At 54.7% G+C, this 14,269-nt stretch carries 13 protein-coding genes and 3 pseudogenes; 9 read left to right on the top strand and 7 right to left on the bottom strand.

Features of this window, described 5'->3' with window-relative positions; genetic code table 11:
• Positions 1-273: 273 nt before the first annotated feature.
• On the top strand, positions 274-1,362 hold the full coding sequence (locus HNR03_RS08230; protein ID WP_259152522.1) for an acyltransferase: 1,089 nt from the start codon (positions 274-276) through the stop codon (positions 1,360-1,362).
• A 107-nt stretch (positions 1,363-1,469) separates the two neighbouring features.
• On the opposite strand, the pseudogene HNR03_RS08225 reads toward HNR03_RS08230, so the two are convergent.
• The 4 genes and pseudogenes from HNR03_RS08225 to HNR03_RS31870 form a co-directional block, all read right to left on the bottom strand.
• Positions 1,470-1,790: pseudogene (locus tag HNR03_RS08225) on the bottom strand (transposase domain-containing protein); the annotation flags it as partial.
• Positions 1,791-1,838: 48 nt separating this feature from the next.
• Positions 1,839-2,768, bottom strand: coding sequence for an NAD(P)-dependent oxidoreductase (locus HNR03_RS08220; protein WP_259152521.1), 930 nt, complete (start codon positions 2,766-2,768; stop codon positions 1,839-1,841).
• Positions 2,765-4,387 (bottom strand): hypothetical protein, encoded by a 1,623-nt coding sequence (locus HNR03_RS08215; RefSeq protein ID WP_259152515.1) that lies wholly within the window; start codon positions 4,385-4,387, stop codon positions 2,765-2,767. The genes HNR03_RS08220 and HNR03_RS08215 overlap by 4 nt, the downstream gene beginning before the upstream one ends.
• Before the next feature lie 32 nt (positions 4,388-4,419).
• Positions 4,420-4,701 (bottom strand): annotated as a pseudogene (locus HNR03_RS31870) (SDR family NAD(P)-dependent oxidoreductase); the annotation flags it as partial.
• A gap of 305 nt (positions 4,702-5,006) precedes the next feature.
• Here HNR03_RS31870 and HNR03_RS08205 point away from each other — a divergent pair.
• From HNR03_RS08205 to fabF, 4 genes and pseudogenes are all read left to right on the top strand, one after another.
• A pseudogene (locus HNR03_RS08205) lies at positions 5,007-5,263 on the top strand (nucleoside-diphosphate sugar epimerase/dehydratase); the annotation flags it as partial.
• A gap of 223 nt (positions 5,264-5,486) precedes the next feature.
• A complete protein-coding gene (locus HNR03_RS08200; protein ID WP_259152514.1) occupies positions 5,487-5,822 on the top strand; it encodes a helix-hairpin-helix domain-containing protein in 336 nt (111 codons plus the stop codon).
• A 197-nt stretch (positions 5,823-6,019) separates the two neighbouring features.
• The gene (locus HNR03_RS08195; RefSeq protein WP_259152513.1) at positions 6,020-6,814 is read left to right on the top strand and encodes an SDR family oxidoreductase; all 795 of its coding nucleotides are present in this window, start codon (positions 6,020-6,022) and stop codon (positions 6,812-6,814) included.
• Between the two features lie 32 nt (positions 6,815-6,846).
• Entirely contained in the window at positions 6,847-8,121 is a 1,275-nt protein-coding gene (gene fabF, locus HNR03_RS08190; protein ID WP_259152509.1) for a beta-ketoacyl-ACP synthase II, read from the top strand.
• Here the strand turns inward: fabF and HNR03_RS08185 are convergent.
• The gene (locus tag HNR03_RS08185; protein WP_259152500.1) at positions 8,118-8,675 is read right to left on the bottom strand and encodes a TetR/AcrR family transcriptional regulator; all 558 of its coding nucleotides are present in this window, start codon (positions 8,673-8,675) and stop codon (positions 8,118-8,120) included. The genes fabF and HNR03_RS08185 overlap by 4 nt on opposite strands.
• A 176-nt stretch (positions 8,676-8,851) precedes the next feature.
• Here HNR03_RS08185 and HNR03_RS08180 point away from each other — a divergent pair, with 176 nt between their 5' ends.
• Together HNR03_RS08180 and HNR03_RS08175 are read left to right on the top strand one after the other, a co-directional pair.
• Positions 8,852-9,502, top strand: a complete 651-nt coding sequence (locus HNR03_RS08180; RefSeq protein WP_259152499.1) for a GntR family transcriptional regulator — start codon at positions 8,852-8,854, stop codon at positions 9,500-9,502.
• Between the two features lie 15 nt (positions 9,503-9,517).
• The gene (locus HNR03_RS08175; RefSeq protein ID WP_259152497.1) at positions 9,518-10,369 is read left to right on the top strand and encodes a DUF1989 domain-containing protein; all 852 of its coding nucleotides are present in this window, start codon (positions 9,518-9,520) and stop codon (positions 10,367-10,369) included.
• A gap of 44 nt (positions 10,370-10,413) precedes the next feature.
• Here the strand turns inward: HNR03_RS08175 and HNR03_RS08170 are convergent, their stop codons facing one another.
• On the bottom strand, positions 10,414-10,581 hold the full coding sequence (locus HNR03_RS08170) for a DUF2897 family protein (protein WP_090186501.1): 168 nt from the start codon (positions 10,579-10,581) through the stop codon (positions 10,414-10,416).
• A gap of 124 nt (positions 10,582-10,705) precedes the next feature.
• Positions 10,706-12,070: an ethanolamine permease gene (gene eat / locus HNR03_RS08165; RefSeq protein WP_259152495.1), complete on the bottom strand. Its 1,365-nt coding sequence runs from the start codon at positions 12,068-12,070 to the stop codon at positions 10,706-10,708.
• Positions 12,071-12,466: 396 nt separating this feature from the next.
• On the opposite strand from eat, the gene kdpF reads away from it, so the two are divergent.
• Both kdpF and kdpA read left to right on the top strand, forming a co-directional pair.
• Positions 12,467-12,556 (top strand): K(+)-transporting ATPase subunit F, encoded by a 90-nt coding sequence (gene kdpF / locus HNR03_RS08160; protein WP_007899818.1) that lies wholly within the window; start codon positions 12,467-12,469, stop codon positions 12,554-12,556.
• Between the two features lie 8 nt (positions 12,557-12,564).
• A complete protein-coding gene (gene kdpA / locus HNR03_RS08155) occupies positions 12,565-14,259 on the top strand; it encodes a potassium-transporting ATPase subunit KdpA (RefSeq protein WP_259152423.1) in 1,695 nt (564 codons plus the stop codon).
• Positions 14,260-14,269 lie beyond the last annotated feature (10 nt).

The following is a 14,269-nucleotide window of genomic DNA, read 5'->3' as shown; positions in this document are numbered from 1 at the left end:
TTGGCAGAGCAGCACAAGCGCCTTCAAAAGCGGCGCGCTCCAGTTCGCAGCTGGAAGGTGCAAAGGCTAATTGAGCTGCAAGAGGACCAAGTAGCGTTGTATCATCCTCACCGCGTCATCAATGATGGCACGGGAATACGTGTGATCCAGTCCTCCAGCGAAGACATTTGCCCAGGCCTGACGAAGCGCCGGGCTATCACCCTGCGCGACCAATGAGCTGTTGCAAGAATAGAAATTTCTTATCATCTGTAATTAAAATCAGGGCGGAAATACATGCTGCACAAGGATAATAACTTGAACTTGTTACGGTTGGTTGCCGCGCTGATGGTTCTATATGCTCATTCATTCGATATTTACGGTAATACTCCGGAGATTTTTATCGGTATTGATTCCTATGGTGGGCTCGGGATCGCGATATTTTTTATCATTAGTGGTTATTTGATTTCAAAAAGCTGGAGTTTTGATCCTTCGGTCATTAGCTTTTTAGTTAAACGATCGCTGCGAATATTTCCTGCCCTGATTGTTGTTGTGGTGCTAACTTCGTTTCTGCTTGGTCCAGTTTTTTCGACGTTGACAGTCAGGCAGTATTTTTCGGATCTGGCATACATTATGTATTTGAAGAACATAATTTTAAGTCCGGTATTTTATTTGCCGGGCGTGCTGGAGCACTCCAGAGTTGCCAGTGTGATCAATGGTCCTCTATGGAGTTTACCTATTGAATTTTTCATGTATTTGGTCGTGGTGGCGCTTGGGCTTCTATTCAAAGGCGGTCGTCTTGCATACACAGTTACCGCAGCATTGTTTGCGCTGATTGTAGTTTTTTGGTGCTGGCGAGATGCGCCTTTGCTGGTGGTTCACGGTAGTGATGTAAGAAACATTCCGTTAATAGGCATCTATTTCATGATTGGGGCATGTTATGCGAAGTGGGGGCTCGAACGGTGGTTCAGTCTCTCCGGCGTAACTGTCATGGTGATGATTACCCTTCTTCTGGCACCGTATTTATCGTTTTCGAAAGCCCTGTTATGGCTTACGTTACCGTATGTCGTTTTGGCATATGGACTTTCCAGAAGTTGGTTGGGGAGCTTGGTTAATAAAGTAGGTGACTGCTCTTACGGTGTTTATATCTATGCTTTTCCGGTTCAGCAGTTTGTTTTGCTAAAATTCCCTGATATTGCCTATTCAACCTATCTTGTTGTTACAGTGGTCATTACTCTGATTTTGGGATACAGCTCTTGGCATTTGGTAGAGAAAAGGGTTCTCAAATTCAAGCCAAAAAATAAAGCCAGGTCTGTATCGAATGGTGTTGATGTCTATTCGGCGTTCAATCCTGTTGTGGGTGAAAAGCTCAATTCAGGGGCTTGAGCAAGTGTATGTATTTATGATGTAACAGTCACTCAGGTCACCTATGAAGTGCTACAGGGGCTGCCGCGACAGCGCAGGGTTTACCTTGGCATTTCCGGTGAGCAGTTTCACGGCAACAACGCTTCGTAGTCTTCTACCGTGGATGCATGCGGCAACCGCTCAAGTACGTGGCGCTGCCACGTATAGGGCTCTTGGCCGTTGACCTTGGCGGTCTCGACCAAGCTGTAAATCTGAGCACTGGCGGTGGCGCCTTTGGGCGTATCGCTGAACCGCCATGCCTTGCGCCCTATGACAAACAGTTTTATTGCGCGCTCGGCTCTGTTGTAGTCGATCGGTAAAAAAACAGCCTCCACGTAACGCTCCAGCCGGCTCCAGTTGCAGGCCAGATAATTAACGTCCATGCCCAGTGCGCTTTGCGAAGTGACCTGCCAATCCCATTGGTCCTGCGCCTAATACGGCGATTCGCTGTCCCATCATTAAAATTCCAACCCAATATTGCTATAAGTTGGATTATTAAATGTTTCGTCTATGGCGATGGCAAAGGGGGTGTAGGGAACCCCGAAGATTGAAGGCCAGTCGATGACTTCAAACTCATCTTTTGTACTCAGGGCCGCTAACTGTTGCGTTGTAAAGGGCGGGTTTTTGTCAACGAGTGCCCACATCCAAAGCAAGGCATAAAAAAGTGTATAGGGTATTTTCACGATTTTTGTTTTCGAGTGAGTCACTCGTTTTATTTCGCGGATGATATCAATGTAATCAATTTTTTCATGTCCGGAAATATTGAAAATACCTTGTTTTTCTTGCTGCTCGATACAATTGATAATGATGTTGGAGAAATCACCGGCGTAAAGAGGCTGGCGCATAAACTTACCGTCGCCGGGGATTGGGTATACTGGCGTTTTTTTCATGAAGCGGGCAAGCCAGCCGAGGTGCTTGCGGTCAAACCAGCCATACATAAGGGTGGGTCGAAGAATCGGGCATGAAATATTGCTGGCTAATACCAACTCCTCTTGTTCACGCTTTGTTTGCGTATAGAAGTCGTCGGCTTTAGATTCCAGTACAGACGAGCTAATGTGAACAAGGTGCATGTTCGGATTGGCTTTTATCAAGTCCAATATTAGGCGTGTTGAAATCACATTGTTTTGTACGAATTCTTGATAGATATTGCCACCGATTTGAGCTTGTAGCATGACGACCACTGCCGAGCCAACAAAGTGTTCGCTCCAACTACCCTTTTTTGAAAGGTCCGCATACTCAATAGTCAGTTCTGGGTGAACAGACTTTAATATGGCGAGGTTCGTTCGGTGTTTGTCGAGCACCACGATGTCAGTGTATCCGCGGCTTTTTAAACGTGCCACCAAATTTTGCCCGACCAAACCTGCTCCGCCTGGAAGAATTATTTTCATTTTGGCTCTCCATTTAAGCCCAGCATGCTTAAGTTGGATCTTTGTGTCAGGCAGTAATTGATGCAGCTAGAAAAGCCAAAACTGAGAAAGATACTTACTATGGGCAACAGTGCAAGCATTTCCTTGGATCGAACAGTCAGTAGCATCAACGAAGAACTAACCAGTAATGCTGTAGACAATACTAACAAGCTTGCCTGAAAGGCTTTTCTGATGTTTTGTGTTTTAGATATAGCGATACATGAGACGAACGCCAGCAAGGCATAGACCCAAGGTGGCGGAGTCAGGAAATTCATCCAACCAAAAAACACCATGCCTTGGTGTTGTGCTTTCTCGGCAGGATTCCAGTACGGCATGTGTTGAGGTATAGCGTCCGGAGGAGGGGTCATTTTAACGCTGCCATCCGCTTGAATATTGTCGCCAATAATCAGATACAAGCTATTTGATTTTAAAGGTGTGAGTTGGAACGGTTTTTCGATGAAAAAAGCTAACCAACCCTTGATCAATTTCGCGATGTAGGCCGCGGGTATCGCCAGCACCGATTCTTTATACACGGCTATACCTAGGGCGTCCGTTTGCGGAAGCCCGATATAGTAATAGCCGGGAATGGCCGAAACATGAATATTAAATGTTTCAGGCAGGGGATGCTTGGTCGTGAAATCAATCAACTCCGAGCGCGATGCGTTCATCAGATAATTATATTGTGCGAGGTAGGGCGCTCTTACTTCTTTTGGTGCGCCCCAATTAACATCTTGATAGGCTGCAGCCCTGAAATATTCCGGTGGTAAAATTGCGCCAAGGGCCCGCCACCTCAAACTGTTGATTCCCAGCTTGTTTGGTTCCTGAGTGATGTAGTCGTTTGGTATTGCGTCAATTAGAACCCAAGCATGATCGTAACTCAGTTGCCGTGAATTGGTCGTCGGGTAGTGAAAGGTTTCGACAAATACAAATATAATTATGGTGCTCGCCGATAGGCTGACGATGGCTGTCGCGATTTTCCAAGTCCAGTCCTTGCTGTCAAAAATTACTAACATCGCAATGACAGGGGCGATTACCAAGGAGTTGAACTTTACAAGGTAGGCAACCGTAAGAATAACTGCGGACAGTATATACAAAATTATTTTTGCATTATTTTTTACATCGAACGCCCAAAGAGCGGTCAGCAGTGCGATGGCAAGAAAGTCTCCTTGTAGCCAGTCCGGTCCGATGGAATTGACCCCGCCCATGAAAAACAGACTGCCACCCCACGCTAGGCACATAAGTGTGGCTGAGATTTTACCAAATACTTTATTGCACATGAATGTGCTAATTGCGATGGCGAACACGTGGAAGTAAAAATGAATGTGCTGTAAGTGTCGCAGCCATTTAACATTATAGATGTCTACTCCGTTGGGTACGCCAGCAAAATCGAGTGCTAAGCGTGAGGCAAAAGTATATCCACTGGCGTGGATAAGATTGGATACACTGGAGAAAATCATCTGAGCATAATTTGGATAGTCAAAGGCAGCAACATTGATAGGGTACGTCTTCAGGTAGTACAGGTTCAACAGAATGACAATGACTAGGGCAATTAGTAATAAATGCCTTTGAAGCAGATTTCCTAGGGTGTTTAAAGCTGACATTGAAGAGCCCTGTTGTCGATGAAGCTGGATGTGAATGTGGAAACGGCAGCTTTTGCTGTGCCGTATAAACAGTTGGAGGGTCTGCCCCTGTCGCCAGCTACCGAAGAAATGACCGCCAATGAGCCATGTCTTTGAATTTCAAATTGATTGCCCAGCAACGTGAGTAACGCGACGACAGAAATAGCGTTGTAAGGTAAAACATTAACATCTATATCGGTTGCAGAAGCCAGTTGCGACTCAAGCACAGTTTTACCTTGCGCCAGCCAACCTACCGCTTTATAGAGCTGAAATGGATGGCGACGGATAAATGCCATGCCGGTTTCTACTAATAGGTCCGAACGCAACAACGTTCCGTCGAGGTCAACCACGAGGGGGAGGGGCACAAGAACTGTCCTTGAATGCTTGACTAACAAATCAGTTTGTTAGGTCGATGGAAGCCGCAGGAGGCGATATAGTTGCTCCTGTGATGGCTAGCCAACCATCCACACTAAGTTTTGCGGGGCACGTTACCATAGAGAGGGCTTGTCGTCATGGATCCAGTGCCAATGAAACGCACCCGGATAGACCTTATGGCATAACCATAGACGGTGAGTATTTTTCATTGCGGAGTCCTTTATTCCGCTCAATAGTCTTTAACTACTGGTGTTAAGCCTCGTCATCATCGGCGGTCTGCGCCTGTGCATGCGTCAATATTTCATTGGAGACTGGTTCACCGCCGCGCAGCATGTACCGTTCGCCAACCGGGATGATGGCCTCACCAAAGTCGCCATCTACGGTGCAGGCGTAGCCGGCAATCAGCTGGTTGCAGCACTTCGCATGGGCCGAGTCTTGCGTCCCGTGGCTTTTATCGATGATGATCCGAGCATCGCGGAACAACGTGGCAGCGACCCTCGCGTCCGCCAGATCCTGCGCGAAACCGTCAGCGGCGACGCCCCTGATGGCGATCTCGTTAACCGAATCCACCAGCAACGCCGCCTCGATCCCTGATTATTTCACATCCCGTAACTGACACATTTTTGACAGGCTCCAGACATCGCCTAAGTTTGGGAGGCAGCTTCGGAAAAGCTGCTTTCTCAATCGATGTCATGGAGCTTCATTTATGCGTACTGGCTATTTCTACTCCCTGGTTTTTGCCCTGCTCACCAGCGCCTCTATTGCTGCAATAGCCGCGCCTGCGGTGAAGCCTGAGACAGGCAACGCACCTTTGGTGCTGGAAGTTTCTCCTCAAGCGCAAACAGGAAAAGTCGATCTTAATGGCGCTGATGCACCCACCCTGCAGCGTGAGCTGTCCGGTATCGGGGAAGCCAAGGCCAAGGCTATTGTTGCTTATCGTGACAGTAATGGTCCGTTTTCGTCCGTAGACGAATTGCTGGAAGTGAAAGGCATCGGTAAAGCGATCCTGGATAAGAATCGCGAGAAGCTGGAAGTGAACTAAGCTTTAACATCAACGCCGAGAGGCCGGTCATTGACCGGCCTTTTTGCATTGTGGCGTAAAGCGAGGTGGCGTGCCTTTCATCGGAGTCAAAAAAATTACGGCTATCATATTGCCTTGAGATTATGCCTATAATAATTCTCCTATTTACCGATGCGTCCAGGCGCTCATCTCTCTATCGCATCCTCAGGAGCTCGCTCATGAACACTGTCCAGACTCAAGGTACAGCCCTCGTCACCGGAGCATCCTCCGGTATCGGTGCAATTTACGCTGAGCGTTTGGCGGCTCGTGGTTTTGATTTGTTGCTGGTTGCTCGTGACGAGCAGCGGCTGGAAGCTGCGGCGAGCACGTTGCGCGCCGAGCATGGCATTAAGGTGGAAGTGCTCAAGGCGGATCTCACACAAAAAGATGATGTGCTGAAGGTTGAGCAACGGCTTCGCAGTGATTCGAGTATCAGCCTGTTGCTCAACAACGCAGGGGTAGCTGCCGATGGTTTGTTGGCAAACGCCGACATGGAGCAACTCGAGCGGTTGATCCAGCTGAACGTTACGACTGTCACGCGCCTGGCATCGGCAGCCGCCGCCAGTTTTGCCAAGGCTGGTCGCGGCTCGATCATCAATATTGCCTCGGTGGTGGCGTTGTTCCCCGAGCGGTTCAACGCGACTTACAGCGCCAGCAAGGCTTACGTGTTGAGCCTGACCCAGTCGTTGAACGCGGAACTGGAAGGCACCGGGGTCAAAGTCCAGGCGGTGTTGCCAGGCGTAACACGCACCGAGATCTGGGAGCGTTCCGGTATCGATGCAACACAGATTCCAGCGGATATGGTCATGGAGGCGGGGGAAATGGTGGACGCTGCGTTGTCCGGCCTGGACCAGGGTGAGCTGATCACCATTCCCTCGCTGCCGAACGCCTCCGACTGGGACAACTTTGTAAAAGCCCGCCTGGTCATGGCGCCTAATCTTTCCAAAAGTACGGCCGCCGCGCGCTATAAGTAAGGCGCCTTCAATCGGTTTGAGGTAATTGCGGTATGAGTGATCGTCGAGTAGTGGTAACAGGCATGGGGCTGGTTTCTCCGCTGGGTAGCGGCGTTGAGGCCGTGTGGGAGCGTCTGTTGGCGGGGCGCTCCGGGTTGCGTCAGTTGCCTGACGAGGTGGTGGCAGATCTGCCGGCCAAGGTCGGTGGCGCAGTGCAGACGTTGGCGGAGGATCCCGAGGCGGGTTTCGACCCGGATCGTGCGACGCCGCCCAAAGAGCAGAAGAAGATGGACCGCTTCATCCTGTTTGCCATGGAAGCTGCGCGCCAGGCGTTGGAGCAAGCCGGCTGGCAAGTTCAGGATGCCAATGACCAGGAGCGCACGGCCACGATCATCGGCTCGGGCGTTGGTGGTTTCGGTGCGATTGCCGATGCGGTTCGGACCACCGACAGCCGCGGCCCGCGACGTTTGTCGCCGTTCACCATTCCTTCATTTCTGGTCAACCTGGCGGCCGGCCATGTGTCGATCCAGCATGGATTCAAGGGGCCGTTGGGTGCTCCGGTGACAGCGTGTGCGGCCGGGGTCCAGGCGATTGGCGACGCGGCGCGGCTGATCCGGTGTGGTGAGGCGGACATCGCCGTGTGTGGTGGCGCGGAGGCCGCGATCGATCGCGTCAGTCTTGCCGGGTTCGCCGCGGCTCGCGCGTTGTCCAGCGGTTACAACGACACCCCGGAGCGCGCCTCAAGGCCATTCGACAGTGGCCGTGATGGCTTTGTGATGGGCGAGGGCTCAGGCCTTCTGGTGATCGAATCACTGGAACATGCGCTGGCTCGCGGTGCTCAACCCTTGGCCGAACTGGTCGGTTACGGCACCACTGCGGACGCCTTTCACCTGACCGCTGGCCCTGAAGACGGCAGCGGTGCGCGTCGGGCAATGTCGTTGGCGTTGGCCCAGGCAGGCATTTCGGCTGCACAGGTTCAGCATCTCAACGCTCATGCCACCTCAACCCCGGTGGGAGACCTTGGAGAGTTGGCGGCGATCAAGTCGTTGTTTGGTTCGGACAACAAGATTGCGGTGACCTCGACCAAGTCGGCGACCGGGCATTTGCTTGGCGCAGCAGGCGGGATCGAGGCGATCTTCACCCTGTTGGCGATCCGCGATCAGATCGTTCCACCGACCCTCAACTTCGAAAACCCGGACCCGGCAGCGCAAGGCGTGGACATCGTCCACGGTCAGGCACGGCCGATGGCTATCGAGTATGCATTGTCCAACGGTTTCGGCTTTGGCGGTGTGAACGCCAGCGTGCTGTTCAAGCGCTGGGAGGGTTAAGCCAGAGGCTGTTTGAGAAACGCGCCGGTCACGTCGAGAATCCGCTGGGCCAGTTCCGGGTTCTCGACACTGCGCGACAGCAGCAACGCCCCGACCAGGGCGGACATGATGACGATGCTGCGATCAGCGGCGTCTTCGCCTTCAAGCGTGCCTTGTACTTGTTCAAGCCTTGCGTGGAGCACCGCGTCGGAAGTCGGGCTGGGTTGTCCGCGCAGCCCCAGTTCCGATGACATGGTCGGCAGCGGGCAACCTTCATGGGGTGAAGTCTGGTGCCATTGTGACAAGTAGGTGTCGATGAACGCCTCCAGCGGGCGTTCCTGAGCGAACAGCTCGGCGCAGACGGCATCGCACTGTTCACCCGCGGCCTGCAGGGCTTTTTCCACCAACTCGTCCTTGGACTTGAAATGCGAGTAAAAGCCGCCGTGGGTCAATCCCAATGCTTTCATCAGCGGTTGCAGGCCGGTCGCGCCAATACCATCACGGCGAAATCGTTCTGAAGCTTCTTTGATTATGCGTTGGTGTGTCTGGGCTTTATGGTCCTGCGAGTAACGCATCGTGTATCTCCGCAACAATGCGCCATCTTAACCAATGGAAATGGGATGGTGACTGTACTTCTACTTCTAAAAAGCATGCAGATGCGTCGATCTTGGTCGAAGGGCATTTTCGATGGTGGCACGAATAGTGATTACTCATTAGCTGACGATTGTTGAACAATCCTGAGGCGATGAATATGAACAGTGGTATGTCGCTGGCCGACCACATCACGTTGGAGTTGCGCGCCGACATTATTGGCGGCCGTTTACTGCCTGGCATGGCGTTGGTGGAGAATGATCTGGTGTCCTCTTACAACGCGTCTCGCAATACGATTCGCGAGGCATTGCATCGCTTGGGGCAGGAAGGCCTGACCCGTTACGTGCGCAACAAGGGCGTTATGGTTCGCAGGCTGGGTGTCGACGACGTGCGGGACTTGTTCAACGTGCGTCGCACCCTCGAACTGCAAGCCATCAATGCCAGTCTGCCGCTGCGCAGCTATCAGTCCGATCGCATGCTCCAGGCCCTGGAAGCCACCGAGCTTGCCCGCGAGCGTGAGGATTGGCGCGCCGTCGGCACCCACAGCCTGGCCTTTCATCAACACATCGTCGGGTTGCTGCGCAGTCCGTTGTTCGATGAGTTTTTCACCAACATCGTTGCGCAACTGCGCCTGGTGTTTTGCTCCGCGCCGGATGAATCACGGTTTCAGGCGCCCTGGCTGGCTCGAGACCGGCAGATCCATGACTTGCTGGCCGAGGGCGAAAAGCTCGCGGCGCAAGACGCCATGAGCCTTTATCTCGACGACTCCGAACACCTCCTGTTGCAAATGCTTGCTCCTTCCCATCACTGATCGAGGATTCGTGCCATGTACAAAGACTATCCGGCGGCCTATCAAGTCAGCAAAGGCTCGGCCTTGCAGGTGGACACCGCCTTCTACGAGCGGATCCGCGATGCGAAGGAGGGGCGCACGTTGATCGAGCAGTTCGAAGTACCGATCCGTACTGGTCGAGCCTGGAAAGTGCCGGCCGGGCATGTGTTTCGGGTGACCACGCCGGTCGGTCCGCAGGTGGGCGACTTCAATGTCTGGAATGCCAATGATCCGCGCGAGCGCCTGTGGGCGGCGCGGACCCGGCAGTTGCAAGGCGCGCATGTCAGCACCCATGACCGGCTCTGGTCGAACCTGCCGTTCTTACGGCCGCTGGTGACGATTACCGACGACAGCCTGGCCGGTTACGGCATCGATGAACATGGCGGTCGTTTGCACGATTTGCTCGGCACGCGCTGCGACCCCTATGTGAATAAAATGCTCACCGGCGAGGACTTCCATCATCACTGCCATTCCAACCTGACTCGCGCCGTATTGCCCCATGGCTTGACCGAATTCGATGTGCATGACGTGCTGAATATTTTCCAGTGCACGGGCCTGAACCACGACGACATGTACTTCATGAAAGCCTGTCCGGCGCAGAAGGGTGATTACCTGGAGTTCTTTGCGGAGATCGATTTGCTGTGCGCGCTTTCAACCTGCCCGGGCGGTGACCTGTCGCTGGCCATGTGGGGGCCCGATGCGCAGGATCCGCTGAGCGTTTGTCGCCCGCTGGGGGTGGAGATTTATCGGTTGGAGGAATCTTTGCTCAAGGGCTGGAGTCAGCCCGAGCGTGCGGCCTACAAAGGCATGCACGGCTTGCACATTGCCAAGGCGGATTGGGAAAAGTAGCCACGCAAAACCCTGTCGTTCATTAAGAGCGACAGGGTTTTTGTTCAGCGGTCCTGCGCATCCTTGGCGTCCGCTTGTGCGTTTCGTTCCGCGACACGTTTACGTTGCTCTTCGGTCAGATCGACCTTGGTGGCGGTGTCGCGCAACATCATCAAACCGCCAACGATCGAGCCGATTGCAACGACCAGAATCAACCAGGCATACCAGGGCATAGGGCTCTCCTTGAGGGCAGGACAGTGGGCGGATTTCGCCAACCGATCGTGCATACCACTTTGAGCGATGGGCAATCGCAGTGGTTCCATTCTATGCCTGATATGAGTGCAGCCTGTGAGCTGTTTATAGCCCGGTCAGCATGGCGTCCGCTGGCGCATCGGCGCGCAGTTGTGCGGTGAGCATGAAGTACACGAAACCCACCGCCATGAAACCGAGGAAAATCACCCCGATCAGTGCGTTGAACCACGCCATCGCCACCAGGCACACCACGGCCAGTACCAGCGCAATCATCGGCACCAACGGATAGCACGGCGCGCGGAAAGTGCGTTCCAGGTTCGGTTCGGTTTTACGCAACTTGAACAGGCTGAGCATGCTCATGATGTACATCACGATCGCGCCGAACACGGCCATGGTGATCATTGCCGCCGTCAGGGTCATGCCGCCGAGGTTGATCAAACCGTCGCTGTAGATCGCCGCAATACCAATCAGACCGCCCGCGATGATCGCCCGGTGGGGCGTCTGGAATCGCGAGAGTTTGGCCAGGGATTTGGGCAGATAACCGGCTCGGGCGAGGGCGAAGAACTGCCGCGAGTAGCCCAGGATGATCCCGTGGAAACTTGCCACCAGACCGAACAGGCCGATCCATACCAGCATGTGCAACCAGCCCGAACTTTCGCCGACCACGGTTTTCATCGCTTGTGGCAGCGGGTCGTTGATGTTCGACAGGGTGCGCCAGTCACCGACGCCACCGGCAAAGAACATCACGCCCATCGCCAGCAACACCAAGGTCAGAATGCCGCTGATGTAGGCCTTGGGAATCGTGCGCTTGGGGTCCTTGGCTTCTTCGGCGGCCATTGCTGCGCCTTCGATCGCCAGGAAGAACCAGATGGCAAACGGAATCGCCGCGAACATCCCGGCAATCGCCGGCGCCCCGAACACATCGGAACCGGCCCAGCCATTGAGCGCGAAGTTACTGAAGCTGAACGCCGGGGCGACCACGCCCATGAACACCAGCAACTCGGCGACAGCCAGTACGCAGACCACCAGTTCGAAGGTTGCTGCCAGTTTCACCCCGAGAATGTTCAGCCCCATGAACACGATGTATGCGCCGACCGCTGCGTGTTTCGGGTCGAGGGCCGGGAATTGCACGTTGAGATAAGCGCCGATGGCCAAGGCAATCGCCGGCGGCGCGAAGACGAATTCGATCAGGGTCGCCAGCCCGGCTATCAATCCGCCTTTTTCGCCAAAGGCGCGGCGGCTGTAGGCAAAGGGACCGCCCGCGTGAGGAATCGCAGTGGTCAATTCGGTGAAGCTGAAGATGAAGCAGGTGTACATCGTGGCGACCATAAACGAGGTCACCAGAAAACCCAGCGTCCCGGCCACGCCCCAGCCATAACTCCAACCGAAGTATTCACCGGAAATCACCAGCCCGACGGCGATGCCCCATAAGTGCAACGTGCCGAGTGTGGGTTTGAGTTGTGTGTTCATGCGTTTGCTCCCTGAACGGTTTGGAAAGCGTAGGGGGAGAGTGTTTGCAGTGGACGTGCCAGTCTTCCGATAGCGGTCGTAAAGCGCAAAAACGTGTCGTATCGGGGATGTTCGGCGCTGGATGTGCGCATTTTGGTGCGCCAGCTGAGGGCAGGGTTTTCAGTTGTGCCGCCATCGCGAGCAAGCTCGCTCCCACAGTGGTATGCGTACACCGTTCACCTGTGGGAGCCAGCTTGCTCGCGATGAGGCCCGCCCAAACAACGCTGTAATGAAGGCATAAACCCACTCTTTACGCTTTCTTTATGCCCAGCCAACCCCCTCGGTCTCGTTCCTTTACAGCCTCTCTGCCGACAATGAGTCCACACGCGGCAATACGCCGTAACACGGAGAACTTCCATGAGCGTTCTGGACGGGGTGTCACTGCTGTTGGCAGTGGGGCTGTTCATTTATCTGTTGGTTGCGCTGTTGCGCGCGGACCGGAACTAGGAGCGGCTATGCACAGTTATGACTATTGGCTGATCCTCGCCTTCTTCGCCCTGGTGCTGATCCCGGCACCGTTTCTGGGGCGGTTCTACTACAAGGTCATGGAAGGTCAGCGCACTTGGCTGTCGCCCATCCTGGGACCTGTCGAGCGCGGTTGTTATCGGGTGGCCGGCGTCGATCCGCAGGCCGAACAGAGCTGGCAGAAGTACACGCTGGCCTTGCTCGCCTTCAACCTCGCAGGCTTCTTGCTGTTGTTCGCGATTCTGCTGTTTCAGGATCACCTGCCACTGAACCCGCAAAATCTGCCGGGCCAGGAGTGGACACTGGCGTTCAACACCGCCGTCAGCTTCATGACCAACACCAACTGGCAGTCCTACAGCGGTGAAGCGTCGCTGAGCTACCTGAGCCAGATGGTCGGCCTCACCGTGCAGAACTTCGTCAGCGCCGCGACCGGCCTGGCGGTATTGGTTGCGCTTTGTCGCGGTATCGGTCGCAAGTCGACTAAAACCCTGGGCAACTTTTGGGTCGACATGACCCGCGCCACCCTCTACGGCTTGCTGCCGCTGTGCCTGCTGCTGGCGTTGTACCTGGTCTGGCAGGGCGTACCGCAAACCTTCGCGCAGTACGTGAATGCCTTGACGATGCAAGGTGTCGATCAGGTGATCCCGCTCGGCCCGGCCGCCAGCCAGATTGCGATCAAGCAACTGGGCACCAACGGAGGTGGCTTCTTCGGCGTCAACTCGGCGCACCCGTTCGAGAACCCGACGGCGTGGAGCAACCTGTTCGAACTGGCCTCGATCATCCTGATCCCGGTGGCTCTGGTGTTCACCTTCGGCCATTACGTGAAAGACCTGCGTCAGAGCCGCGCGATCATCGCCTGCATGCTGGCGCTGTTCCTGATTGGCGGTGCGACGTCGCTGTGGGCTGAATATCAGCCGAACCCGAGCCTGAACAACGTCGCCGTTGAACAGACCGCGCCACTTGAAGGCAAGGAAGCGCGCTTCGGCACCACCGCCACCGTGCTGTGGTCGGTGACTACCACGGCGGCGTCCAACGGTTCGGTCAACGGCATGCACGACAGCCTCAACCCGCTGAGCGGCATGGTCGCGATGGTCAACATGATGGTCGGCGAAGTGATCTTCGGCGGCGTCGGTGCCGGGCTCTACGGCATGTTGCTCAACGTGCTGATCGCCGTGTTCCTCGCCGGCCTGATGATCGGCCGCACTCCGGAGTACCTCGGCAAGAAACTCCAGGCCAGAGAAGTGCAACTGTTGGTGGTGACCCTGCTGGTAATGCCGGTCGGCGTTCTGGTGCTTGGCGCGATCGCGGCGAGCCTGCCTGGTCCGGTCGCGGCGGTGAGTAACCCCGGCGCCCACGGTTTCAGCCAATTGCTCTATGCCTACACCTCGGCCAGCGCCAACAACGGCTCTGCGTTCGGCGGCTTTGGTGCCAACACCGCGTTCCACAACCTGATGCTGGGGCTGGGCATGTTGATCGGTCGCTTCGGTTACATCCTCCCGGTTCTGGCGTTGGCCGGCAGCCTGGCGATGAAGAAAACCGCACCGATCGGCCAGAACAGCTTCCCGACCCATGGCCCGTTGTTCGTGACGTTGCTGACCGTGACCATTTTGCTGGTGGGTGGCCTGACCTTCTTGCCGACGCTGGCGCTGGGCCCGATTGCCGAACATCTGAGTATGGGCTTCTAAGGAATCCATC

The sequence above is a fragment of the Pseudomonas sp. JAI111 genome (assembly GCF_024809425.1).
Classification (GTDB): domain Bacteria; phylum Pseudomonadota; class Gammaproteobacteria; order Pseudomonadales; family Pseudomonadaceae; genus Aquipseudomonas.
Note: the sequence above shows the minus strand (reverse complement) of the source record. Positions and strands in the feature narration are given on the sequence as shown.

What these genes read in the sequence shown, in the direction of transcription:
- HNR03_RS08230 (WP_259152522.1), top strand. Translation starts at nt 274, where the DNA reads ATGCTGCACAAGGATAATAACTTGAACTTGTTACGGTTGGTTGCCGCG.
- HNR03_RS08220 (WP_259152521.1), bottom strand. Translation starts at nt 2,768, where the DNA reads ATGAAAATAATTCTTCCAGGCGGAGCAGGTTTGGTCGGGCAAAATTTG.
- HNR03_RS08215 (WP_259152515.1), bottom strand. Translation starts at nt 4,387, where the DNA reads ATGTCAGCTTTAAACACCCTAGGAAATCTGCTTCAAAGGCATTTATTA.
- HNR03_RS08200 (WP_259152514.1), top strand. Translation starts at nt 5,487, where the DNA reads ATGCGTACTGGCTATTTCTACTCCCTGGTTTTTGCCCTGCTCACCAGC.
- HNR03_RS08195 (WP_259152513.1), top strand. Translation starts at nt 6,020, where the DNA reads ATGAACACTGTCCAGACTCAAGGTACAGCCCTCGTCACCGGAGCATCC.
- fabF (WP_259152509.1), top strand. Translation starts at nt 6,847, where the DNA reads ATGAGTGATCGTCGAGTAGTGGTAACAGGCATGGGGCTGGTTTCTCCG.
- HNR03_RS08185 (WP_259152500.1), bottom strand. Translation starts at nt 8,675, where the DNA reads ATGCGTTACTCGCAGGACCATAAAGCCCAGACACACCAACGCATAATC.
- HNR03_RS08180 (WP_259152499.1), top strand. Translation starts at nt 8,852, where the DNA reads ATGAACAGTGGTATGTCGCTGGCCGACCACATCACGTTGGAGTTGCGC.
- HNR03_RS08175 (WP_259152497.1), top strand. Translation starts at nt 9,518, where the DNA reads ATGTACAAAGACTATCCGGCGGCCTATCAAGTCAGCAAAGGCTCGGCC.
- HNR03_RS08170 (WP_090186501.1), bottom strand. Translation starts at nt 10,581, where the DNA reads ATGCCCTGGTATGCCTGGTTGATTCTGGTCGTTGCAATCGGCTCGATC.
- eat (WP_259152495.1), bottom strand. Translation starts at nt 12,070, where the DNA reads ATGAACACACAACTCAAACCCACACTCGGCACGTTGCACTTATGGGGC.
- kdpF (WP_007899818.1), top strand. Translation starts at nt 12,467, where the DNA reads ATGAGCGTTCTGGACGGGGTGTCACTGCTGTTGGCAGTGGGGCTGTTC.
- kdpA (WP_259152423.1), top strand. Translation starts at nt 12,565, where the DNA reads ATGCACAGTTATGACTATTGGCTGATCCTCGCCTTCTTCGCCCTGGTG.